Genomic DNA, 22,440 nt, shown 5'->3' with positions numbered 1-22,440 from the left:
GGCAGTATTCTTCTAACTTTTGTTGGTCTTCGGGTGTCATTGTCTTCGCGGGGAGCTTTTGCTCTATTATCTCATCTCTGCACTTATCAGTATTTATACTTAGCGCCTAAGTGAGATGCTCCCTTCGATTAGTGCATGAAATTCTATATTTGCTAGCAATATCTTGAAAGTAAAGCGAAGATCCACTAGTAAAAAATTTGTCGAGATTTTAACTTGGTACAAAGAGCTTTTGAAACGATTCTGTAGTATCTTGATTGAGACTTGATGCTCAATGTCTTATAAATTTTAGGTTTAGTCCATCCCATGTCACAGTCATCTAGAACTAAGCAAACTGCAAAGCAAAAACAAGCAACAATGCTGAAGGTCATCGGTATTGGCGCAGCGATAGTTGCCGCAGGAGCAGGGGGGCTATATTTTTACTTGACACAGCGATCGCAATCGACGCAGGGTATTTTGGGAGTTGCTGCCGCGATTCCTGCTGATGCACAGGTGGTAATGGCTTTTAATACCAAATCAGAGCCTTGGAATAAACTGGCGCAATTTGGGACACCAGCTTCGCAAAAGCTGATTGGGGATGGGATTAGTAAGTCACCACTAAATGCTTTATTGGTGCAAAGTAAAACTGAGTATGGCAAAGATGTCCAGCCTTGGCTAGATGGCGGCTACATCATTACAGCGCTGGTGCAAAATAAGGCGCAACCACAAGCACCTGCGGCAACTTTGGTGATTGCGGCAACTCGCGATCGCAATAAATCGGATGCATTTTTGAGCAAATATCGTGCTGCCCTAGAACAACAAGGCGCAAAGTTTACATCAAAACAATATAAAGACATTACCTATTACGAATCCCCCACTCGCGATCCGAATAACAGTGTGGTGACTGCGGATTTGGGCGGGCAATATGTGGCGATCGCAACTAGTGCGTCCTTGATTCAACAATCCATCGACACTTACAAAGGTGAAAGTCCTTCCCTTGCCAAGAAAGCAATTTTCAATAAAATCTATGGCGCGACCACCACAAAAATTGTTGAGCCATTGCTGCATGTTTATCTTGATGGCGAAGTGGCGCTAGAGTTTATTGGCTCTCAGGCAAATCTCAACCTCAATGAAGCGGCGATCGTCCAATCGCGTCGTGAGCTTGATGCCATGACACTGACGGGAGGAACCCAAAAGGAAGGTTTGCGCTTTGAGGTGAACACCTATCTCAAAAATGACAATACTAATCCCTTGGCAAATAATGATGCGAAGGTACTAAATCTCTTGCCGCAAGAGACATTTTTATTGATCTCTGGTGTTAATCTGTATCAGTCTTGGCAAGCATTGGTGGCGCAAGCAAAGGGAAATGCTAGCTCCGCGCAACTGATTGAACAAACTCGTAAGTCATTGAAAGACAGCGCCAATCTCGATCTTGATCGCGATATTTTGCAATGGATGAATGGTGAATTTGCGATCGCAGCGATTCCCAACAATCAGGGCATCTTGGCAAATCCTGGTTTTGGCTTTGTGGCAATTGCCCAAGCCAGTGATCAGCAAGCAGCAAAAACTGCCCTTGCCAAAATTGACAAGTTTGCTCAGTCAGATACTAGTGGTATTTTGCCCAAAGGGGTAACTCTAAAACCAAAACAACTTGGCAATCAATCCGTGATTAGTTGGGCGATCGGCAATACCAATGTGGCAACCCGTGGCAATTTAGATAATGAGTTTGTATTCTGGTCGATGGGGGATCTGGCGGAGACTTTTGTGCCGAGCCCCAATCGCACCCTAGCCGATAGCAGCTCCTTCAAAATTTTGACGACAGATATGCCCAAGTCTAATGGCGGCTATTTCTATTTGAATATGACTGCTGCCCTAGCAATAGCCGATCGGTTATTGCCACCTGAGGTAAAGTCTAATCCTCAATTTACAGAAGTCCGTGCAGTGTTGGATGCGATCAACGGCATCGCTGTTACTTCCACCAATGTTGATCCGAAAACTACTCGCCTTGATTTTCTCTTTACCCTCAAGCCCACTCCCGGTAATTAGAAAACCAAAAGAGAGTTGCGGCGTAACTCTCTTTTTCTTAACTCAGCAGATAAAAGTAAAATATAAGAGCATCAAAAATATCTACTACTTTTAACAAACAATGGTCACAGCAGCACCCGATACAACATCCGATACAGCCGCCCGTGATTTATTCCAAGCGGCTTATGAAAATCGTTACACATGGGATAGCAACTTCCCTGGTATGACTGCGAATGTATCAGTCACTATCGATGGTGTGGCGCGTACTGGCAAAGCTAAGATTGCGCCTGATTTGTCTGTAGAAGTGAGCATGGATGAGCCACAACTAATTGAACGCACTACCCGCACCCCTAGCGGCGAAGAAAAAACTGTTTCCGTCGATGAAGGTCAAGAATGGCTCTATAACCAATTGCGTGATGTCGTCACCCACCGCAAGCGCAAAACCTTTGACGAAGCCCATGGCAAATCTAGTTTTAATCTTGGCGCAACCGATGAGTCAGGAGCCGTGGAGATTTTGGTAACTGGCGACTCGATGGGTTCTAACTATAAAGTACGTGGTAACGAAATCTCGATGGTGAGCCGCGTGATGGGTCGCATTGGTTTTGTGATCAATCACCTTGGACATTTGGACACTGGTGAAGGCTATATTTCTTCCCTTTATACGGCTGTATTTCGCAATCCGATGAATGATGAGATTGTGCGTCAGGCTCGTTTTGAAGATATCTACGAGAAGGTTGGTAATTACTATGTGATGACCAAGCAAATTGTGCAGTCTAATGAGCAGGGTCAGACCAAAAACTACGAGATCGTGTTTAGTGATATTCAACTACTAGGTTAGAACCAAAAAGATTAGTGGCGGCGCTTTGCGCCGCCACTAATCTTTTTGGTTCTGACAGGATAATGGCAAATTATGCGCGCGGATCTGGAACGGTTATTAATTTCGGAGGCAGAGTTATTCGAGATAACGGGTTTTGATCGCCAGCTACTTTTAAAAGCAACGCAAGTGACTCCCCAGCAAGTTAAAATCCAACGTTTAATTGCCGTGGCTGTGGGTGCGATCGCATTTGTCACCTTTGCCAGTATTTTTTTACCTGCACTACGGATTGCAGGCATTATTTTTTTGATTAGCGTCACCTTGGGATCGTTTAGCCTTGCCCTTGAAATTGCGGAAATTGCCATCATCTTTGTGATCGCGACCTTAGCAACGGCAATTTACACAATCTACATTTTGACGAGTGCCACCTTGGGGTTAGTTTTGCTATGTTTGGGACTGGCGATCGCCAGTAGTGGTCTGGCTCTATTGCTGATTAAGTTGATTGCTCAACAGTGGCGGAAGATGAAGGCTTCCCCCGCTAAGCGCCAAATTCCACGGGTGATTTTGCGTTTATTTGCGGAAGTGGATAAATGCAATAAAGCAATTGGCGATATTGATATTTTTGATCAGCTTCAAGATGCGGGCAATCCTATCAAATTAGAATCTAGGGAATCGGCGATCGCAGCGTTGCGGATGACTCGCAATGACATCATTCGAGCGCTCAAAACCGAGCGAATTTTACGTGAACATCCCGACTTTCATCCCGATCGTTTTGACATTGACCTCAATGCCTTTGAAGCGATCCAGATCAATAATCGCGCTAGGGAATATGGCAAGATTTTTGATACTACTCTCCAAATTGCGATCGATGTTCAAAAAGCAATGGCAGAATTGCAGGAGTTTAGTTCTGAATATTAAGCCATGGCATTCAGAGCTAAGCGTAGTCTCTAGTTGGCAGTCTTTGAGATACAGTTAAGATAAGAAATAAAAGGATTTTATGAGTGATAACAAAAGACAGGAAAGTAACGTTGAAGAAAGTGAACTATTTCGGTTAGGTGGGAAAACTGTAAATTTTGTAATTGTGCCAGCCGATGTTCGTTTTAGTCATATTAAAGTCGAAGACTTTGATAAACCTGTGGCAGCAATTAGCTATAACGGTTATACCTATAGCCTGTTTCGGACTAGCAATGACTGGGCTGAGGTGGAGAAAATAACCAGCCGTCTTTCTGTGGCTTATGTGATTACGACTACTGCTAAGGGTTGGGCAATTTGGGTATTTGAATATTAGATAGACAAAGGGCTTCAGCCCTTTGTTCACAAATTCTTATCAATTTATTAGCTGTTGTAACTATCCCTGTTTTGTCTATAGTTCATCAATAAAGGCGGTGCGAAGCACCGCCTTTATTGATTTAGTTTAGCTGCGTTGCGAGGCTATTTCCGCAAAGGCTTGCTCAAAATCTTCATTACTAATCCGCAAATTTTCTAATAGATTTGCCGCATCGCTTTGGTGACGGCGAATTGCAAAAATAGCGGCACGATTGCTGAGAAAAGCGAGATCTGCTCCATTCCAGTTTTCTGTCTTGTCTGCCCAAATATCTAAATTGAGATTTGCATCAAGGGGGCGATCGCGATTATGGACTGTCAAAATCGAACTGCGGCTATCTCGATCAGGTAAATCAACCATCATATGTAGCTCAATTCGCCCCGATCGCAATAAAGCAGGATCGATGGATTCGCGGCGATTGGTTGCACCAATTACCAATAAACCTTCGGCTGATTGCAGACCATCTAGCTCCGTTAATAGCTGACCAATCACGCGATCGCTAACTCCGCTATCACCCTGATAACTACCTCGCGCAGGGGCAAGGGTATCAATCTCATCAATAAAAATTACGCAGGGAGCTGCCTGTCTTGCCTGAGCAAATAATTGTCTGATCGATTGCTCAGAAGCACCGACCCACTTGGTGAGAAGTTCTGAACCTGCGATCGCAATAAAATTGGCTTGGGCTTGGGTAGCGATCGCTTTTGCCAATAGGGTTTTACCAGTGCCGGGGGGGCCATAGAGGAGTACGCCACGGGGAGCTTTGGCGCGAGTATGGGCATAGAGCGCAGGATCGACCAAGGCTCCCGCCACGGCTTCTTGCAAGGTTTGTTTGACTTTGGCAAGCCCCCCAATTTCTGACCATTGCACCCTTGGCACTTGGATTTGTAGCGATCGCAATACGGCAGGTTGGACTTGCTTGAGGGCAGCCTCAAAGTCTTGGCGATTGACATTCAAATTTTCGGGAATATCGGCAACACTCGCCACCTGTCGCCGCAGGGCATTGGTTGCCGCCACTTGGCATAAACCTTTAATGTCTGCTCCCACATAGCCATGGGCGCGATCGGCAAGATCCTCTAAATCAACATCTGCGGTCAGGGGCATTGAGCGGGTATGGATGGTGAGGATTTCCCGACGAGCTTTGCGATCGGGAATCGGGAAAATAATCTCGCGATCAAATCGACCGGGGCGACGCAGAGCAGGATCGATGGCATCGGGGCGATTGGTTGCCGCCAAGACAATTACGCCATTGGTTGAAGCAAATCCATCCATTAGCCCCAACATTTGGGCAACTAGCCGCTTTTCGACTTCGCCTTCCACATTGGCACGGTTCGGCACAAGGGCATCGATTTCATCAATAAAAATCAAACAGGGAGCAGATTTGGCCGCTTTCTCGAATACCTGACGCAATCTTGTTTCCGCTTCACCATAGTATTTACTGATGATTTCGGGCCCAACGATCGCAATGTAGTTAACCCCCAACAGATTCGCTAGCGATCGAGCGGTCAGGGTCTTACCCGTACCGGGGGGGCCAACTAGCAACACGCCCTTGGGTGGCTCTAGTCCTAACTTTGCCAAAATGTCAGGACGCTTGAGGGGGATTTCCACTAAGTCCCGCAACTGCGCGAGGGTATCACCTAAGCCGCCAACCAATTCTGTAATGACATTTGGTGCAGGTTGGTCGGGCTGAGCTGTGGGTTTAGTAACTTCAGGTGAAGTTACTTCGCGATCACTGGCGGGGGCAGTGGTTGCCCGAGGTGAGCGGGGAATGTTACTGCGTCGAGGAATACTGGATAGAGGGCGCGAGGTCACATTCACTTCCGTGTGAATTTCGCCAGACTTTTGCTTCTCTTCTAGTTTTTGAGCAAGATCGATGAGTTGCTCAAGATTGAGCAGTTGCTTAACGTCATCTACCAAAGACTCAAAGCCTTCTACTTTAAACGCAAATTTATCTTTAAAATCATTGGATTCATTACTCATCGATCCTATTCCTACTCACTTCATAAGCACAGCTATCAACCATGGTAACGCTGATCAGAAACATACTCCCTTCCCAGTTAAGAAATAGTGGTGCGCGGCTTTGCCGTGCACCACTATTTCTTGGTTTTAGATTTATTAGAGTGAACATATCATCAGCCTATTGAGCCTGATGATATGTTCACTCTATTAGTCGTTTATTTGCCGTACCAATCCTTCCGCCATGACTGCATCTGCTCAATTTCTTGCTGTTGCGAATTGAAAATTTCCTGTGCTAATTTCTGGATTTCAGGACGCTTTGACTTTGCGATCGCGTCCTTTGCCATGATTAATGCCCCTTCATGGTGGGGAATCATCGCATCAATGAACCGCAAATCGAATTGATCGTCAGCCTTTCCCAAGTTCGTACTCATCATCATACCCTTGCGGAATTCGGGAGTCATTTCCATGGAATGATTCATTTCGCCATGCCACATCATCAGCTTATCGCCTGCATCGGGATACCAAGCCTTGCGCCACGTAGCCATCTGGGCTATTTCCTTTTCCTGCGCCGCAATAATATCGTTGGCTAACTTCCTTAATTCAGGACGCTTGGAATTTTTGAGAACATCCTGTGCCATCACCACAGCACCTTGGTGGTGTGGAGTCATGCCATCGATAAACCGCAAATCATACTCGGCATCGGCTTTGCCTAGCTCCATGCTATGGCTCCCCCCATGGGACATCATCATGTCACTGGATTTCATCTCGCTAGACTGAGACATAGTTGATGAGGGATTTGCCGATATTTCGTTATTACCTGTTGTGCAAGCTGCCAAGCCACCACTTGCCGCCGCAAGCGTTAGTAAGATTGAAGTAAGTTGATGTTTAGCAGTTGGGAATTGCATATTTTAAGAGCAGATTAATGTCTTCAGACCTTGAGTATGCCACTAGAAAATGAAATGAGGGTGAAATAAAGTAGCAGGTTTTAATTTTTGATTCCGTTCTCAGCAGTCCAATATCCATCAGCTTGGGGTATTCCTGCAAAGTTTTGCACCTGCGCTGCTGTCATCAGATATACCCATGCTAAGCCGAGGGATTGCTGGTTGAGATCAAAAATTTCAAGAAGTTGGCGATTGTAAAGGTTATCCGCAGGATTGCGATCGCAATTGTAGTCCTCTAGCTCATCGAGAGATTCTAAAATGCTGGTATCAGCAAAGGTCAATCGATATCCTTTGACCGCGATAGAATTTTGCTCACTTAAAACCATGGCGGGATAACCCATCGGCAGTGCAAATAACTGACCAAATGCGATCGCATTTTGGCTCGCAATTACTTTACTTCCACAATATTTTGCAAAGTTTTCCTGATCGGGTTTGAGCGTACCATAGACAAACACATGACATAGAGACTGATTGATTGAGCTATCGAGATTAGAGAGTGCCATCAATTAAACTTAGGAATAACGCTAATCGTTCGTTTTGCAATTAATCACCAGATTGGTGCTGTTAATAAATGGACAATCACTGCAAAAATACTGAAGCATATTTGTGAGAATTACTATCGTCAGTTCTTCTCATTTTGCTGCTTTTTCCTAAATCAAAAATACCACCTTACACCTTCGTACAAACATCTGTTGCTTAACACTCCATGAAGACCTCTTGGAAAATATCCCTGCTCCCAGTCTTGGTCGTCAATGCGATCGCAAGCAGCTTCACTCCCGCTACCTTTGCGGCGAATGCTCCCGCCGTAACCCCCGTAGAACAAAATAATGCCAATGAAGCCGAAGAACTCTGTGGTAAGCCCACTCTTGATGATTTGGCAAAACACAAAGTTGCACAGGGTGAAACCCTCGAGGCAATTGCCAAAAAATATGAACTAAAAACCGCCACCTTAATGGGGCTAAACCCTGACGTTCGCAATGGTCAAGTCAAAGCTGGGCAAGTTCTGTCAATTCCTCCCATTGATGGCTTAACCTATCGCTTCAAGGACGGTGAAAATTACACCACCGTTGCTAAAAAATACAATATTCGCGCCGATGTTCTCTTCGAGCGCAACGGATGTCAACGGAAACCCAAAGTTGTCTTCGTGCCAGGAGCAATTTGGAAACCTGAACCTGTACCTTTCAATCCACCTGCGATCGCAAATCGTGGCTCCAGCAATCCTACGATTATCATGCAAACAGGTGGCTACCCTCTGCCCTATGGAGTCCCCGTCACCTCCAATTACGGTTGGCGGATTAACCCCGTCACTGGCATTTGGTCATTTCATAGTGGCATAGACCTTGGCGCATCCTTTGGTACACCCGTCCTCGCCGCCAAATCAGGAGTCGTTGAATTTGCTGGTTGGGGTGGTGGCTATGGCAACCTAATCGAACTCGATCATGGTGCAACAGGTACACGCTATGCCCACCTAGAGTCAATCTATGTCTACCAAGGCCAAACCGTAGCCCAAGGTCAGCAAATTGGCATTGTTGGCTCAACAGGACGTTCCACTGGCCCCCATTTACACTTTGAGTTAATGGTTCCATCGGGTGATGGCTGGATTGCGCTCGATCCTGCGCCATATCTCAACCGTATCGCTTCAGATTCAATCAAAATTCTTGCCAAAATCTAAATACTTAGCTCAGTAATACCAAAACTAAAAATGGCTCCCCACTGGGGAGCCATTTTTAGTTTTGGTATCTGACATAAAAAAAACACAACTTTTGCAAATCCTCAACACATCAGCGGTCTAGATTTAAGTGCATAGACGTTAAGTCCAACAAAAACTACTTAGTCATCACCCAAACAGTCATGAAAAATATCTTCTCCAAATCAACTATCACTAGCCTCGTCATTGTTGGTTTATCCTTGATGCCTGCCCTCCGAGTTAGCGCGACAAGCCTATCTGCTACGACGCAAACGCAGCAACCAATTTCTACGATGGCTCAATCTACAGACTTAAAAGTAGCTTTTAGAGATGATCCATTTTCCCTTGATTGGCTTTGTAAAACGCCCGAAGGCAGAAGACATCCTTGGTCAGAACATGCAATTTGCCCCAATTAATTTATGCCTAGCTACTTATTAGCTGAGCAGTGACACCATAAAGGCTCAATCGGTTGTAAGTTCAATAAATATCAAAAATTTTTTCTTATAACCCTATGAACTTTTCCCCTAGTGCCATTGCTTTACTAGCCTACGGAATAATTGCGATCGCAGGTGGCATCATTGGCTATGTCAAAAGCCAAAGTAAAGCCTCAATCATCTCAGGCAGCATCAGTGGCATCGGTCTATTAGTGACTGGATTCGCCACCGCATCTAATCAAGAGTGGGGCAAAGTTGCGGGGATGGCAATTGCTTCAATGCTGATCATCATCTTTGTCGTCCGTCTCATTAAAACCAAAAAATTCATGCCTGCAGGCTTAATGATCCTTGGAGGTATGGCAACCCTTGGCGTAGCAATACTTCCAGCCTAATTGATCTCACTTTTCAACTCTAGTGCTAACATATGAAATGTTAAGAAGTGTGATGAAGAAAAGCTTGTAGACAACGCAATGCTTCAAAATGTTTTGGTAATCATTGCTTTGACAAAGAAAACCTCCATGGCAATCCTCTCGTTTTAATTTCCAGTTATTACCTGTCAAGGATATAACTTGAGACTGAGCGGTTTGACATGGTCAGGCATCACATCAATCGTTTTTATTCACATTTTTGATTGGAGAAAAAATTAAATGAGCGTAGTCACGAAGTCCATCGTGAATGCAGATGCTGAAGCACGTTACCTCAGCCCTGGTGAACTAGATCGCATTAAGGGCTTTGTAAGCTCTGGCGAGCGCCGTCTTCGCATTGCCCAAACTTTGACCGAATCCCGCGAGCGCATCGTTAAGCAAGCTGGCGATCAACTTTTCCAAAAGCGTCCTGATGTTGTTTCTCCTGGCGGAAATGCATACGGTGAACAAATGACCGCAACTTGCCTCCGTGACCTCGACTACTACCTCCGCCTAGTAACCTACGGAGTAGTATCTGGTGATGTCACCCCTATCGAAGAAATCGGTCTAGTTGGCGTTAAGGAAATGTACAACTCTTTAGGCACTCCTATTCCTGGTGTTGTCGAAGGTGTACGTGGTCTTAAGAATGCAGCAGCTTCCTTGTTGTCTGGTGAAGATGCAGCCGAAGCTGGTTACTACTTTGACTACGTCATCGGTGCAATGCAGTAAGGCGATTTGCTCTCAAATCGATTGTCTTTAAAAACAGAATTTAAGCTATTCAGAATTCTGAATCCCTAATTCAAAAAACTAATTGCAAACCTAAAAGATATACAAAAATGCAAGACGCAATTACCTCCGTCATTAATTCTTCTGATGTTCAAGGCAAGTACCTTGATGCCGCTTCTCTCGAAAAGCTAAAGAGCTACTTTGCAACTGGTGAACTTCGTGTTCGCGCTTCTGCTGCTATCTCTGCAAACTCTGCAACCATCGTTAAAGAAGCTGTTGCTAAGTCCTTGTTGTACTCTGATGTCACCCGTCCCGGTGGCAACATGTACACCACCCGTCGTTATGCCGCATGTATCCGCGACCTCGACTACTACCTCCGCTATGCAACCTATGCAATGCTTGCTGGTGATGCTTCGATCCTTGACGAGCGCGTACTCAATGGCTTGAAAGAAACCTACAACTCTCTTGGAGTACCTGTAGTTTCCACCATCCAAGCTATCCAAGCAATCAAAGAAGTTGCTGCTAGCATCATTGGTTCTGAAGCTGGCAAAGAGTTGGGTGTATATCTTGACTACATCAGCTCTGGCTTGAGCTAATTGCTGACACAGCGTTAATTGCTATCTATTAATTAATTAATTACTAATTAATCAATATTTACAAGGCGGCGGAGGTAGGTAGCTTAAGCTTCCTATCTCGCCGCTAACGCTTATCTCAGTATAGAAACTCGTTTCTTTGAAATTAATCTTTAAAATAACTGGCTCTGAAGGAGATCGCCGCTATGCGGACTTTTAAAATCACTGCTTGTGTACCTAGCCAAACTCGCATTCGTACACAACGAGAGTTGCAAAATACTTATTTCACGAAGCTAGTGTCCTATGACAACTGGTTCGCTGAACAGCAACGCATTATGAAAATGGGTGGCAAGATTGTAAAAGTTGAACTAGCTACAGGCAAGCAAGGTACTAATACTGGCTTGCTTTAGTTTTTTTCTTATCCCCAAACAAACAAAAAGGCTCGCTAAGCGAGCCTTTTTGTTTGTTTGGGGATTTGGCTAGTAGCCAAGAAGTGAGTTGCGGCGCGAAGCGCCGCAACTCACTTCTTGGGTTTTATGTTCCAAGCAAATTAAAAAACCTTATAGTCACCATAAGGAATACCTTTAAATGGTTTTTGAGAAAATGTTTCTTTAGGTATATCTAAAAAAAATGTTTATAGTGATACAGTTTTTTTAATAACTTTAAAGTATTGTTACGTTATGTTGACACGGTGACTAATATCTACTGTTAAGCAACTTCAATACGTTAGTTATTGTCATAGTTTAGTGTCATTGGTTGATTCGTAAAAGAGGTACTTATGAGTGATTTACCTGTCGAGAAGCAATTTACCCATATGGTGTTTTGCCAGCAAATTCAAAACATTGATCTAGACGCAGCAAAGCAACTGCTTGCAGATCTACATATGCTTTACTTGGGACAGCAAGCAGTAATGGTAAAGATTGCTAAGCAAGAGTTTTTAGGGGGCATGTAATCTGAAACCCATCCAAATAAATAAAAAGCAGCGCTATGCGCTGCTTTTTATTTACCCAAAATGGTTGCGATCGCAGTATCAAGGTTAGGCAAGATTTGATGGGGTTGATATTTTTGTAGTTGAGTCTGATTGCGAATGCCGCTAAGAACTGCGATCGCAGGAATATTAAAACTCTTAGCGGCAAGAATATCGGCTTCTGTATCACCGATCATCCATTGCTGCTCGACTGTGGGTAAAGTTGCTTGAGCCTGTTGCATGAGTCGAGGCTTGTCTTGGGTGTCCACCGTTTTTACATAGTCATCGTCTAGACAAAAAATGCGATCGCAAGCAAAAAAGCGTCTCAAATTATATTGATCCAGCACTGGCTCAAGCTCGCGGCGGCGGCGCATGGTCATTACTGCCAAGTCTACACCTGATTTTTGAGCTTGTTCTAGGGCAGGAATAGCACTTTCAATCAGGCGATCATGATCAAAATAGGGATTGGTATGCACGGTGGCACGACGTAGGTGAGCAAAGGCAATGGCTCTTTGCTCATCGTCAAAACCTGAAAGCTTGGCAATTTCTTTTTCGGGGACTTGCGATCGCTTTAATTCCCAAAATTCTTCCTTTGATAAAGTGTTGACTAACTGTTCAGGCTGCTTAATCTTGGCAAGACAATATAAATAAACTTGGTAATAGCGCTCTGATACATCCATGATTGGACCATCAAAGTCTGTAAATATACGTTGTTGCATAAAACTTAAAACTTATGAGCTTATAGGCAGCTTGGGATCAGCGTTCCACTGACCATAGTGGTTCAGAATTTGGGTGATTAAGGATTGCGATCGCAGTGAAATTGATGCCCCATAGGTTAACCACATGCCCCCAATCTGACTGCCTAAATAACTAAATTCGGTACTTTCTTGCCAAAATAATTCAACCTCCACACCCTCAATTTGTTCTAGGTGTGAGGCTAGCTCTCGATACATTGCTAGGGCAATATCGGGGCTATAAACAATTTTGTAGCGGTGCGTCGCTGCATCCACGCTAGGCACTTTCTAATTCCTGTCCTAAATTTTGATTGTCTAAAACATTGCCAATCGGTTGAGCGCCGATCATGCAGCAATTAACTTCATCAATACAGACCTTTCCCCATTGCAAAGCCCAACGTACCAGTGAAACACGGTTGTCGGTTTTCGTTTTAGTCAAAATGTTGCTGATGTGGTTATCGACAGTGCGCTTGCTGATCGCTAGTTTGACGGCAATGTCTTGATTTGTTAAACCCGCAGCCACTAATTCAATCACTTGCAGTTCTCTTTCAGACAGGGCAATTGATGAGTTGGTGATGACAGTTTGATTTGATTCGGCAGGATTGGTCATGATCACGAGGTGTATTTGCGCCAATATGTCAGAACTATACTCAGTTTTGGCGGTTAATTTAGTGAGTATAATTTCTTATTCGAGTTTGTGTCAATGAATATAGACTCTCTTAAGACTGTCTCAAAGATTGCACAGAGGTAAAGTTCCAGATTAATCTAACAAAGATTCGATCCATTTTGGCGGATGAGGAATGGGATTGCCCAGCCGATCGAGAATGATCCAAGCGACGAGATGTACCAGTAATTGATAAGCAAAATTACTAAATATCAGGGCTGCGATCGCAAAGGTTTGAATGGCGGCAAAGTCTGGCTGCTCCAGCGATCCAAATAGTTGCATAAACCAATTGAGTAGCCCCGTAATCTGGACAATTGAATATTGCCAGACATTTTCCCCAAGCAAAAGCGATATAAACGCAAACTGAAACCCTGTACCCAGAGAACCGATGACAGTGGCAATACTGAGGGAACCCGACCATGGAAAATTACGTTTCCAGAGGTAGCCTAAGGTGATGCCAACCAATCCATGGGGGACTAAATATTGAATACTGCGGGTTGGCCCCATCAAGATTGCTAACAGTAGAAAAGTGACAATCACCGACATCCATGCTGCACGACCTTGCCAACGGAGATAGGCAATGACAGTCGGTAAGGGGAAAAGTATTCTTAGCAGGGGGCCAAGGGGAAAGTAAAAGTTAATTAAATACAACATAGCGGTAGTGCTGGCTAAGAATGCAGTTTCTACCATTTCACGGGGATGCGTATGCGCGGATTTAGGCATTAGTTAATTTATGGATTTTCCGTTGGCATGTCTGACGATGCTTTAGGAATGGTGTCGGGCAAACGGCGGCGCATTCCATATAGCCAGACTAACCCAAAAATACCGATGCTGATTAAGCCCAAGCTAATCATCTGCGCTGTGCGGAGTGAGCCAAACATTAGGCTATCGGTGCGTAAACCTTCGATCCAAAATCGCCCAAGGCTGTAGGAGATCGCATAAATCATCGTGATTGTGCCTGTCCTAAGTTTGGGAAATCGCAAAAACACAAACATCAAAATCGCAAATACACCGACATTCCAAACTGACTCATATAGAAAGGTGGGATGAAAATATGCTTGGTTTATCAGATCGGGCGGACGGCGGTTAATGGGAATAAATAATTTCCAAGGTAAATCGGTAGGAGCTCCAAAGGCTTCGGAATTAAAGAAATTTCCCCATCGTCCGATTGCTTGTCCTAAAATTACCGCAGGCATACAGATGTCTGACATCAGCCATGTGGAAATTTTTTGACGCTTGCAAAAGATGGTCGCGGCGATCGCGCCTCCGATAATTGCCCCATGGATGGCAATGCCACCTTCCCAGATCGCAAATACTTTGTACCAAGGTTGCGATTGAAATCGCTGCCACTCAAACAGTACATAATAAAAACGGGCGCAAGGGATTGCCCCAACTACGAGCCAGATCGCCAGATCGCCAACTAATTCGGGGTCAACGTTACGTCGTTTCGCAAGGTTTTGCGCCAATACTGTCCCCAAAATAATTGCCGAGGCAATCAGTAACCCATACCAACGAATTGATAATGCACCAATTTCAAAGGCAATGGGGCCGGGGGAGGTAAATTCAAAAGCGAGAGGCAGTAGATTTAACACTTTTTCTCTTGATTAATTGCCATTTAATTCTAAAAGCAAATAGGGGAGGCAATCAGTGTCTCCCCTATATTTACTTGATTACTTGTAACGTATACCTGCTTGTTTGAGCCGATCGAGGGCTTCACCGAGGCGATCGCAATCAGCGATTAAGCTAATGCGAACATACCCCTCGCCACCTTTGCCAAAAGCACTACCGGGGGTAAAGACAACGCCTGTACTCTCTAAAACCTTGAGGGCAAAGTTTGCCGAACTCATGCCCTCTGGTACAGGAATCCACAGATACATGGTGGCGTAGGTTTTGGGAATATCCCAACCCAATTCAGCTAGCCCTGCAATCAGAAAATCCCGTCGTTCTTTATAGCGATCGCAAACTTCTTCGAGGTACTTGTCGGGTAACTGGAGGGCAGTTTCGGCAGCAACTTGAATTGCTGAAAAAATACCGTAATCAAGGTTGGTTTTGAGAGTGCGTAAACCTTGAATTACATGGCGGTTACCGACTACAAAGCCAACGCGCCAACCTGCCATGTTATAGGTTTTGGAGAGAGTATGAAATTCAACCCCAACATCTTTGCCACCCTCGATTTCTAGCAAACTTGTTGGCTGATAGCCATCAAAGGCAAGCTCGGCATAGCAAAGATCATGTACTAATAAAATTTCGTACTTCTTTGCAAAGGCAACTACTTCTTCAAAAAACTCACGGGGCGCGATCGCACCTGTGGGATTGGCAGGATAGTTGAAATACATCACCTTAGCTTTCTGGGCAATGTCTTCGGGAATCTGCGAGAGATCAATTAACCAGTTGTTTTCCGCAGAGAGAACCATTTCGTAGATCTCCCCCCCTGCTAACAATGGCCCGCGAAAATGGGCTGGGTAGGCAGGACTTGGCACAAGCACGATATCGCCGGGATCGATATAGGCGATTGCTAGATGCCCTAGTCCCTCTTTAGAGCCAATTAATGGCAGGGCTTCACCTTCAGGATCAAGCTGGACATTGTAGCGACGCTTGTACCAGTCGGTGATGGCACGACGAAAACTTGCAGTGCCTTCAAAGGGTGGATAGCCGTGATTTTTAGGATTTTGGAGGGCAGTAATTGCGGAATCAATCACGGGCTGGGGTGTGGGGCCATCGGGATTGCCCATACCGAGATCAATCAAATCTAGACCTTGTTCCTTCGCTCGTAACTTCAACTCATCCAAGCGGGCAAAAACATATTGAGGGAGTTTTTCTAATCGCTGAGCAGGTTTGAGCCAAGTCTTCATTTGTGTTGTTGGAGCGTATAAGGTTTGTAGATTGGCAAGAAGCACAATGGGGTGGTTGCCTTCTTGGAGAAATGCTGTGAATACTCGATCTTAATAGAAATTGTCTCGCAATCGCAACGATAGTTCTAAAGCAATGGTATTTGCTGTTTTAATGACAATTTATAGATGAATTTCTATAGAAATTCCCATAATTAACTCTGGGTATAGATCAGAGCTTATTTACACGATTTAATAATTTATTAACTTTTATGTCAAAAGACTTAACACAAGTTTACAAATCTTGCCTACAATTGATCTATCGAGTAAGTATTTATCCTCATCATGTCTGTTGCAGAATTTCCTTGGCTTACCACAATCCTGTTGCTACCTCTTGTAGCCGCCTTCGCGATTCCATTCATTCCTGATAAGTACGGCAAGAATGTGCGATCGTATGCCATGGCAGTAGGGTTTGTGGAACTATCGCTGATCATTTATGGATTTTGGAGCCAATACAATCTGCATGAAGCAGCGTTCCAAATGTCCGAAAACTATAGCTGGATTCCTCAACTCGGTTTAAATTGGTCTTTGGCAGTCGATGGTCTATCGATGCCTCTGATTTTATTGACAGGCTTAATTACGACTCTGGCAATTTTTGCAAGCTGGAATGTCACCCAGAAGCCACGACTCTTTTATTTCTTGATGCTTTGTCTCTACAGCGCTCAGATTGGCGTATTTGCTGCTCAAGATTTATTGTTATTTTTCTTTATGTGGGAATTGGAGCTAATTCCTGTTTACTTACTGATTTCGATTTGGGGTGGACCAAAGCGTTTGTACGCAGCGACCAAGTTTATTTTGTACACGGCGATTGGTTCGATTTTTATTCTGGTTTCGGGCTTGGCGATGGCATTTTATGGTGATAACGTCACCTTTAATATTGCTGAACTAGGCATGAAGCAATATCCGATCGCATTTGAGTTACTTGCCTACGCAGGTTTCTTGATTGCCTTTGGTGTAAAGTTGCCAATTTTTCCATTACATACGTGGTTGCCCGATGCCCATGGCGAAGCATCTGCACCTGTATCAATGGTTTTGGCAGGTGTATTGCTGAAAATGGGGGGCTATGCCTTAATTCGTTTCAATATCGAGATGTTGCCCAATGCCCATGTTTACTTTGCCCCGTTATTGGCGGTTTTAGGTGTTGTTGGTATTGTTTATGGTGCAATGGCAGCCTTTGCTCAACAAAATCTCAAGCGTCGTCTCGCCTATTCCTCGATCTCGCATATGGGATTTATTTTGGTAGGGCTTGCGTCCTTTAATGCCCTTGGTGTTAGTGGCGCAGTGTTACAAATGCTATCTCATGGTTTGATTGCGGCGGCGCTATTCTTCCTTGCGGGTGTCACCTACGATCGCACACATACCTTGATGATGGATGAAATGGGCGGTATTGCTAAAATTATGCCCAAGGAGTTTGCACTGATGACGGCGGCGGCGATGGCATCCCTTGCCCTTCCGGGGATGAGTGGTTTTGTCAGTGAATTGAAAATCTTCCTTGGCATGACGACCAGTGATGTTTATTCATCCAACTTTAAGTTAGTAATGATTGCGATCGCAGCCGTTGGCGTAATCATTACACCAATTTACTTGCTGTCAACGCTGCGCCAAGTCTTTTACGGCAAGCCAAATCCTGCATTACATCTTGATAAATATGTCAGTGATGCTAAGCCTCGCGAAGTATTTATTGCCGCTTGTTTGCTTGTACCGATTGTGATGATCGGGATGTATCCTAAGCTGGCGACCCAAACCTATGATGTGAAAACTGTGGCTGTAACTGAACAAGCTCGTGGTGCGTTTAGTTTGGTTGCTCAGTCCAACCCTCGTTTGTATTCGGCGGGTTGGGTTGCGCCACAATTACCTCATTCAGCACCTCAGGCTTTATTGGGTGTGATGGAATAGGCGCTACACCCCATAAAGAAATGGCTAAGCCATTTCTTTATGGGAAAACCATTACTGAGTTTTGGTTTCAAGAAAATTCTGCACAGAGGAGTAAAAGAAGAGCGCTACGCGCTCTTTTTTTGTGAACTAATTTTTTAATTGAAAGGCTGTGTATTGTCCTCCCAAACCCTCAACGATGGTGCGGGTATTCGCAATTAACATGCCTGTATAGGTTTCCGCTTCTGTGCCTTTTGCCCCTAGTCCATCGGCGTAGAGTTCACGGTCAGAAACCTTGACATTGGCTTCCTTGGCAACAGTATTAATCAGTTTGGGATTGATGGAAACTTCGGCAAAAATTGTGGAAACTTGGCTAGATTTGATTGCGTTAACGAGTTCCTTGACTCTGGCGGGGGTGGGTTGCTCGTCGGTACTGATGCCATTTAAAGCACCTTCTACGGTAATACCATAGGCAGCGGCATAGTAGCCAAGTGCGTCATGGGTGGTGATTAATTTGCGCGAATTTGCGGGGATTGTAGCAATTTGCGCTTTGATCCAAACGTCGATTTGCTCCAGTTCATTGACGAGTTTGGCGGTGTTGGTATTGTAAAGCTCGGCTTGGTCGGGACGGAGGGTGCTGAGACTTTTACTGATGGCTTGGGCAATTTTGATTCCATTTTGGGCGTTGTTCCAAACATGGGGATCGGCAACTTTCTCGTCTTGCTTTGCTGGGGATTGGTCATGATCATGATCGTCACCATGGCTATGTCCTTCTTCGGCAATTAAGGGATTTGGTACAGCGATTTCCCCGATCGCAATTTTAGGGGCGCGATTGGAACTAGCTTGAATCAGTTTGATTAGACTTGGCTCAAAATCATAGCCACTGTAAAGGACTAATTTAGCCGCATCAATGGCTTTCCGATCATCGGGTTTTGGTTGATAGACATGGGGATCGGTTCCTGCTTCGATCAGGCATTGGAGATTGATGGTATTGCCTGCGATTTGACGAGCGATGTCACAGGTGACGGAGTTGGTGGCTACGACGAGGGGCAGATCTTCCGTTTTTACGGTTGGTGAGTTAATGGCGGCGGGTGTGGCTTGAGGATTGTTGTTGTCGGTGGAGGTGACGGAACAGGCGGAAATGCTGGTTGCGATCGCAATCACGGTTGCGATCGCAGAAAGTTTTAAACCATGGGGAGATACCCTGTCTGAGTTTTGCGGCATGGGGGGAGTTTTTTGCAAGTAATGATAATCATTATCATAATACTTTTGTCCTTAACAATGGCTTTTCCAAAAAGAGAGTTGCGGCGCGAAGCGCCGCAACTCTCTTTTTGGTGTTAACAAACAAACTTTTCCACCAAAAGCGCTAGCTGTTTGAGCTTAATTGGCTTACTGAGATACTCATTTGCGCCTGACTCCAAACATTTTTCGCGATCGCCTGTCATTGCCAAAGCCGTAATTGCAATAATTGGTAAATTCGCAAATTGGGAATCGCTGCGAATTTGTTTGATTGCCTCTAGCCCATCAATTTTCGGCATTTGGATATCCATTAAGACTAGATCGGGATGCTCATCTCTGACTAAGGCAATCACCTCTTCACCGTTTTTAGCAAAAATCATCCGATACCCTTTTGCTTCTAAATAACTAGAAATGGTCATCATATTGGCTTCATTATCTTCGGCAAGCAAGATTAATGGTGGTGGCACAGTGTCGTCATCGGACAAACAATTGAGTGCAGTCGGGTTGACTATTAATGGTTTTTTGGGTAACGGTGAAACCTTTTCGTTATAGGGAAGTGCGATCGCAAAACTGCTACCCACACCCACGACGCTATGCGCCAAAACCTTGCCACCATGAAGTTCAACAATCCGTTTGACGAGGGCTAGCCCTAGCCCCGTACCCTCAAATTTGCGATTGAGAGCGCTATCAACTTGGATAAAGGGCTGAAATAGTTGTTTGAGGTTATTATGGTCAATCCCAATCCCCGTATCGAGTACGGTAAATTTGACCCAATGTGTAATATTTTCTAAATCTGGTTCTGCTTTTTCTAGGGTGACATTGAGCGAGACTTTGCCACCCTCTGGCGTAAATTTCACCGCATTATTTAATAAGTTAATTAAAACTTGACGAATGCGGCGCTCATCGATGGTTAGGTTGGGTAATAGAGGTGCAATATTTACTTGCAGATGCACATTTTTTTGGATTGCCTGTTGGCGGACAAACATGATGCTGGCTTGACTCAGTGGCTCAATTGCCGTTGTGTCAAATTCGAGGGTTAATTTGCCTGCTTCGATTTTGGCAAGATCGAGGATATCGTTAATCAGTTCTAATAGATGATTACCACTCTTCTCTATGGTTTGTAATACTTTTTGTTGCTGTTGATTGAGCGCTCCAAACACTGACTCTTGCAAGCCTTCGGTAATTCCCAAAATAGCATTGAGGGGAGTGCGGAGTTCATGGCTCATATTTGCCAAAAATTCATCTTTGAGACGGGTGGCACGGGCAAGCTGCTCGTTGGACATTGCTAACTGACGATTGGTTTCGAGGATTTGTTGTTGGATCAGTTTCCGCTCTGTAATATCTTCCACGATACCTTCGACAGCGATCAGCTTGCCTTCACCGTCATACACAGGATGCTCAGACACGTTGATGGTGCGCTTTGAGCCATTGAGATGGGTCAGCCGCATCTCAAATTGATGGAAATCAATTAGATGATCAACCATCATTTGGATATACATCTCAGTCTTAGGCAGATCTTCGAGATCCCAATCGATGACCTTTTTCCAATTGTGATTGATCACATCTTCTCTTTCAAACCCGCATAAATTTTTAACCCCGCCACTGACATAGGTCAATATTCCTGTAGTGCCAGTGTGACTAAAAATGATAAATTTTTCGCCAATGTCATTGACTAGTCGTTGGAATTTATCACGACTCTCTTGCAGCTCTCTTTCTATCTGTTTGCGAGCGGTGATGTCGCGAAGAATGGCACGAGTTGCCACGGGTTGCAGTTGATGATTGGAGTCAAGTTCGGTGCGACAGTTGACATTTCCTTCAACAATAATGATCTGCTTGGTTTTGGTGATTAAGGTCAGCTCTATCTGATCGAGAGTGCTGGCAGCATTGATCATCATCTGGGCCATGAGCTGCCGACAATGTTCTTGACAGTTGGGATGTAGGATATCAAAGATGTTTAAGTCTTTAATATCATCTTGTTGGTAGCCAAGGGTTTTGAGCCAAGACTGATTCACATACTCAAAACTGCCATCGGCTAGGCGTACACTTTGAATGAGATCATTGGCATTGTCAAAGAAATCTCGCAGTTGTTCTTCTTGGGCTAATAGCTGTGCTGTGCGCTCTTGTACTCTTTCCTCTAGTTGATTATTGAGAAATGCTAGTTCTAGTTCCGTTTGTTTGAGGTTAGTAATGTCCTGCACCGTACCTTGAGAACATATCGGAGAACCATTATCATCATAGAAAGTCTCACATTGCTCTTGAACGTACTTAATCTGACCATCGTTTAATAACAATCGATGGATGACGTTGTAGGGAAGATGATCGCGTAAGGATTTCTGATAGGCTTGATTAACTAGCTCGCGATCTTCGGGATGGATCATGCTGAGGAATGTTTCATAGCTGGCGGTAAACTTTCTCGGATCAAGTTCCATAATCCGAAATACTTCATCTGACCAGTACAGGGTATTGGTTTGCAAATCTAGAGTCCAGTTACCTAGTTTGGCAATGCGTTGGGCTTCTCTAAATAGTCGTTCGGTTTTTTCGCGCTCGGCAAGTTCATGCTGAAGTTGTTGGTAAGCGTTAGCCTGTTGAATTGCGATCGCAAGCTGTACCGCAATATTTTGCAATAGCCGCATATCGTCTACTACCCAGTCACGCGGACTTTGGCACTGATGTCCAATCAGCAGTCCCCATAGTTGCCCTGATACCCGAATGGGAACAACGAGATTTGCCTTGACTTGATATTGCTCTAGTAACTGCACATGGCAATCGGCATAGCCTGCGGTGTAAATATTGTTGACCAAGATGGGCTGATCTTGTCGATATATATAGGTGCTGTGATCTTGGAAACAGGAATCTCGGATATGGTTGCCCAACGAGGAGGAGAAGCCTGTCGCCACGGACTCAGTGATAATAATGCCGCTCCAATCCTCCTGAAATTGGTAGACAATGACGCGATCGCATTGCAAGAAATCTCGGACTTCGGTCACACAGGTTTCTAAAACATCTGGCAAATTGAGAGAAACACGAATGCGATCGGCGATATTGGCAACGATCTTTTCCCGTTCCGCCGTTATGAGCAGTGATGCGGTTCTTTCAGTGACTAAACGCTCTAACTCTATAGAACCCATTTGGTATCTTAGGAAGCTTTGGCAAGGCGCTTAAGCATAAGCCTAATAAAGCAAAGATGAATTCTCGCATTAGCGTTGTCTAAAGTTCT

At 44.6% G+C, this 22,440-nt stretch carries 23 protein-coding genes; 12 read left to right on the top strand and 11 right to left on the bottom strand.

Going from position 1 to position 22,440, the window contains the following annotated elements; genetic code table 11:
• Positions 1-303 precede the first annotated feature (303 nt).
• The 4 genes from H6F41_RS16565 to H6F41_RS16550 all read left to right on the top strand — a co-directional run bounded on the left by H6F41_RS16565 (position 304) and on the right by H6F41_RS16550 (position 4,103).
• Positions 304-2,022, top strand: coding sequence for a DUF3352 domain-containing protein (locus H6F41_RS16565; protein WP_242023077.1), 1,719 nt, complete (start codon positions 304-306; stop codon positions 2,020-2,022).
• Between the two features lie 100 nt (positions 2,023-2,122).
• The gene (locus tag H6F41_RS16560; protein ID WP_190404576.1) at positions 2,123-2,839 is read left to right on the top strand and encodes a DUF3386 domain-containing protein; all 717 of its coding nucleotides are present in this window, start codon (positions 2,123-2,125) and stop codon (positions 2,837-2,839) included.
• A 72-nt stretch (positions 2,840-2,911) separates the two neighbouring features.
• Entirely contained in the window at positions 2,912-3,733 is an 822-nt protein-coding gene (locus H6F41_RS16555) for a hypothetical protein (RefSeq protein WP_190404575.1), read from the top strand.
• Positions 3,734-3,812: 79 nt separating this feature from the next.
• Positions 3,813-4,103, top strand: coding sequence for a hypothetical protein (locus H6F41_RS16550; protein ID WP_190404574.1), 291 nt, complete (start codon positions 3,813-3,815; stop codon positions 4,101-4,103).
• A gap of 126 nt (positions 4,104-4,229) precedes the next feature.
• On the opposite strand, the gene H6F41_RS16545 is transcribed toward H6F41_RS16550, so the two are convergent.
• From H6F41_RS16545 to H6F41_RS16535, 3 genes are all read right to left on the bottom strand, one after another.
• Positions 4,230-6,116 carry an AAA family ATPase gene (locus H6F41_RS16545; RefSeq protein ID WP_190404573.1) on the bottom strand — a complete coding sequence of 629 codons (1,887 nt, stop codon included), beginning with the start codon at positions 6,114-6,116 and terminating at the stop codon, positions 4,230-4,232.
• A 194-nt stretch (positions 6,117-6,310) separates the two neighbouring features.
• The gene (locus H6F41_RS16540; RefSeq protein WP_190404572.1) at positions 6,311-7,000 is read right to left on the bottom strand and encodes a DUF305 domain-containing protein; all 690 of its coding nucleotides are present in this window, start codon (positions 6,998-7,000) and stop codon (positions 6,311-6,313) included.
• An 80-nt stretch (positions 7,001-7,080) separates the two neighbouring features.
• Entirely contained in the window at positions 7,081-7,539 is a 459-nt protein-coding gene (locus H6F41_RS16535) for a gamma-glutamylcyclotransferase family protein (protein ID WP_190404571.1), read from the bottom strand.
• Between the two features lie 203 nt (positions 7,540-7,742).
• Between H6F41_RS16535 and H6F41_RS16530 the strand changes: the two genes are divergently transcribed.
• The 7 genes from H6F41_RS16530 to H6F41_RS16500 all read left to right on the top strand — a co-directional run bounded on the left by H6F41_RS16530 (position 7,743) and on the right by H6F41_RS16500 (position 11,811).
• Positions 7,743-8,708 (top strand): M23 family metallopeptidase, encoded by a 966-nt coding sequence (locus H6F41_RS16530; RefSeq protein ID WP_190404570.1) that lies wholly within the window; start codon positions 7,743-7,745, stop codon positions 8,706-8,708.
• Between the two features lie 179 nt (positions 8,709-8,887).
• On the top strand, positions 8,888-9,139 hold the full coding sequence (locus H6F41_RS16525; RefSeq protein ID WP_190404569.1) for a hypothetical protein: 252 nt from the start codon (positions 8,888-8,890) through the stop codon (positions 9,137-9,139).
• A gap of 95 nt (positions 9,140-9,234) precedes the next feature.
• Positions 9,235-9,549, top strand: coding sequence for a TMEM14 family protein (locus tag H6F41_RS16520; RefSeq protein WP_190404568.1), 315 nt, complete (start codon positions 9,235-9,237; stop codon positions 9,547-9,549).
• 255 nt (positions 9,550-9,804) lie between these two features.
• Positions 9,805-10,290: an allophycocyanin subunit alpha gene (gene apcA, locus H6F41_RS16515; RefSeq protein WP_094536173.1), complete on the top strand. Its 486-nt coding sequence runs from the start codon at positions 9,805-9,807 to the stop codon at positions 10,288-10,290.
• A gap of 107 nt (positions 10,291-10,397) precedes the next feature.
• On the top strand, positions 10,398-10,883 hold the full coding sequence (apcB, locus tag H6F41_RS16510; protein ID WP_190404567.1) for an allophycocyanin subunit beta: 486 nt from the start codon (positions 10,398-10,400) through the stop codon (positions 10,881-10,883).
• Positions 10,884-11,065: 182 nt separating this feature from the next.
• Positions 11,066-11,269 (top strand): phycobilisome linker polypeptide, encoded by a 204-nt coding sequence (locus H6F41_RS16505; protein WP_094536171.1) that lies wholly within the window; start codon positions 11,066-11,068, stop codon positions 11,267-11,269.
• A gap of 368 nt (positions 11,270-11,637) precedes the next feature.
• Positions 11,638-11,811, top strand: a complete 174-nt coding sequence (locus H6F41_RS16500; protein ID WP_190404566.1) for a hypothetical protein — start codon at positions 11,638-11,640, stop codon at positions 11,809-11,811.
• A 47-nt stretch (positions 11,812-11,858) separates the two neighbouring features.
• Here the strand turns inward: H6F41_RS16500 and H6F41_RS16495 are convergent, their stop codons facing one another.
• The 6 genes from H6F41_RS16495 to H6F41_RS16470 all read right to left on the bottom strand — a co-directional run bounded on the left by H6F41_RS16495 (position 11,859) and on the right by H6F41_RS16470 (position 16,076).
• Positions 11,859-12,545, bottom strand: coding sequence for an HAD family hydrolase (locus H6F41_RS16495; RefSeq protein WP_190404565.1), 687 nt, complete (start codon positions 12,543-12,545; stop codon positions 11,859-11,861).
• A gap of 12 nt (positions 12,546-12,557) precedes the next feature.
• Positions 12,558-12,836 carry a hypothetical protein gene (locus H6F41_RS16490; protein WP_199288814.1) on the bottom strand — a complete coding sequence of 93 codons (279 nt, stop codon included), beginning with the start codon at positions 12,834-12,836 and terminating at the stop codon, positions 12,558-12,560.
• A 1-nt stretch (position 12,837) separates the two neighbouring features.
• Positions 12,838-13,170: a photosynthetic electron transport-dependent transcriptional regulator PedR gene (gene pedR, locus H6F41_RS16485; protein ID WP_190404563.1), complete on the bottom strand. Its 333-nt coding sequence runs from the start codon at positions 13,168-13,170 to the stop codon at positions 12,838-12,840.
• 150 nt (positions 13,171-13,320) lie between these two features.
• Complete coding sequence (locus H6F41_RS16480) at positions 13,321-13,947, bottom strand: DUF2232 domain-containing protein (RefSeq protein ID WP_190404562.1); 627 nt, start codon at positions 13,945-13,947, stop codon at positions 13,321-13,323.
• A gap of 8 nt (positions 13,948-13,955) precedes the next feature.
• Positions 13,956-14,816, bottom strand: a complete 861-nt coding sequence (lgt, locus tag H6F41_RS16475; protein ID WP_190404561.1) for a prolipoprotein diacylglyceryl transferase — start codon at positions 14,814-14,816, stop codon at positions 13,956-13,958.
• Between the two features lie 78 nt (positions 14,817-14,894).
• Positions 14,895-16,076 carry an aspartate aminotransferase gene (locus H6F41_RS16470; protein ID WP_190404560.1) on the bottom strand — a complete coding sequence of 394 codons (1,182 nt, stop codon included), beginning with the start codon at positions 16,074-16,076 and terminating at the stop codon, positions 14,895-14,897.
• 321 nt (positions 16,077-16,397) lie between these two features.
• On the opposite strand from H6F41_RS16470, the gene H6F41_RS16465 reads away from it, so the two are divergent.
• Positions 16,398-18,008 carry an NAD(P)H-quinone oxidoreductase subunit 4 gene (locus H6F41_RS16465; RefSeq protein WP_190404559.1) on the top strand — a complete coding sequence of 537 codons (1,611 nt, stop codon included), beginning with the start codon at positions 16,398-16,400 and terminating at the stop codon, positions 18,006-18,008.
• A 126-nt stretch (positions 18,009-18,134) separates the two neighbouring features.
• Here the strand turns inward: H6F41_RS16465 and H6F41_RS16460 are convergent, their stop codons facing one another.
• Positions 18,135-19,208 (bottom strand): metal ABC transporter solute-binding protein, Zn/Mn family, encoded by a 1,074-nt coding sequence (locus H6F41_RS16460; RefSeq protein WP_190404558.1) that lies wholly within the window; start codon positions 19,206-19,208, stop codon positions 18,135-18,137.
• A 113-nt stretch (positions 19,209-19,321) separates the two neighbouring features.
• Complete coding sequence (locus H6F41_RS16455) at positions 19,322-22,351, bottom strand: PAS domain S-box protein (protein WP_190404557.1); 3,030 nt, start codon at positions 22,349-22,351, stop codon at positions 19,322-19,324.
• Between the last annotated feature and the right edge of the window lie 89 nt (positions 22,352-22,440).

Source organism: Pseudanabaena mucicola FACHB-723, from assembly GCF_014696385.1.
In the GTDB taxonomy this organism is placed as follows: domain Bacteria; phylum Cyanobacteriota; class Cyanobacteriia; order Pseudanabaenales; family Pseudanabaenaceae; genus Pseudanabaena.
This window is presented reverse-complemented; position numbering and strand designations above follow the sequence as displayed.

Coding starts and splice junctions, on each gene's coding strand:
- H6F41_RS16565 (WP_242023077.1), top strand. CDS start 304: ATGTCACAGTCATCTAGAACTAAGCAAACTGCAAAGCAAAAACAAGCA.
- H6F41_RS16560 (WP_190404576.1), top strand. CDS start 2,123: ATGGTCACAGCAGCACCCGATACAACATCCGATACAGCCGCCCGTGAT.
- H6F41_RS16555 (WP_190404575.1), top strand. CDS start 2,912: ATGCGCGCGGATCTGGAACGGTTATTAATTTCGGAGGCAGAGTTATTC.
- H6F41_RS16550 (WP_190404574.1), top strand. CDS start 3,813: ATGAGTGATAACAAAAGACAGGAAAGTAACGTTGAAGAAAGTGAACTA.
- H6F41_RS16545 (WP_190404573.1), bottom strand. CDS start 6,116: ATGAGTAATGAATCCAATGATTTTAAAGATAAATTTGCGTTTAAAGTA.
- H6F41_RS16540 (WP_190404572.1), bottom strand. CDS start 7,000: ATGCAATTCCCAACTGCTAAACATCAACTTACTTCAATCTTACTAACG.
- H6F41_RS16535 (WP_190404571.1), bottom strand. CDS start 7,539: ATGGCACTCTCTAATCTCGATAGCTCAATCAATCAGTCTCTATGTCAT.
- H6F41_RS16530 (WP_190404570.1), top strand. CDS start 7,743: ATGAAGACCTCTTGGAAAATATCCCTGCTCCCAGTCTTGGTCGTCAAT.
- H6F41_RS16525 (WP_190404569.1), top strand. CDS start 8,888: ATGAAAAATATCTTCTCCAAATCAACTATCACTAGCCTCGTCATTGTT.
- H6F41_RS16520 (WP_190404568.1), top strand. CDS start 9,235: ATGAACTTTTCCCCTAGTGCCATTGCTTTACTAGCCTACGGAATAATT.
- apcA (WP_094536173.1), top strand. CDS start 9,805: ATGAGCGTAGTCACGAAGTCCATCGTGAATGCAGATGCTGAAGCACGT.
- apcB (WP_190404567.1), top strand. CDS start 10,398: ATGCAAGACGCAATTACCTCCGTCATTAATTCTTCTGATGTTCAAGGC.
- H6F41_RS16505 (WP_094536171.1), top strand. CDS start 11,066: ATGCGGACTTTTAAAATCACTGCTTGTGTACCTAGCCAAACTCGCATT.
- H6F41_RS16500 (WP_190404566.1), top strand. CDS start 11,638: ATGAGTGATTTACCTGTCGAGAAGCAATTTACCCATATGGTGTTTTGC.
- H6F41_RS16495 (WP_190404565.1), bottom strand. CDS start 12,545: ATGCAACAACGTATATTTACAGACTTTGATGGTCCAATCATGGATGTA.
- pedR (WP_190404563.1), bottom strand. CDS start 13,170: ATGACCAATCCTGCCGAATCAAATCAAACTGTCATCACCAACTCATCA.
- H6F41_RS16480 (WP_190404562.1), bottom strand. CDS start 13,947: ATGCCTAAATCCGCGCATACGCATCCCCGTGAAATGGTAGAAACTGCA.
- H6F41_RS16470 (WP_190404560.1), bottom strand. CDS start 16,076: ATGAAGACTTGGCTCAAACCTGCTCAGCGATTAGAAAAACTCCCTCAA.
- H6F41_RS16465 (WP_190404559.1), top strand. CDS start 16,398: ATGTCTGTTGCAGAATTTCCTTGGCTTACCACAATCCTGTTGCTACCT.
- H6F41_RS16460 (WP_190404558.1), bottom strand. CDS start 19,208: ATGCCGCAAAACTCAGACAGGGTATCTCCCCATGGTTTAAAACTTTCT.
- H6F41_RS16455 (WP_190404557.1), bottom strand. CDS start 22,351: ATGGGTTCTATAGAGTTAGAGCGTTTAGTCACTGAAAGAACCGCATCA.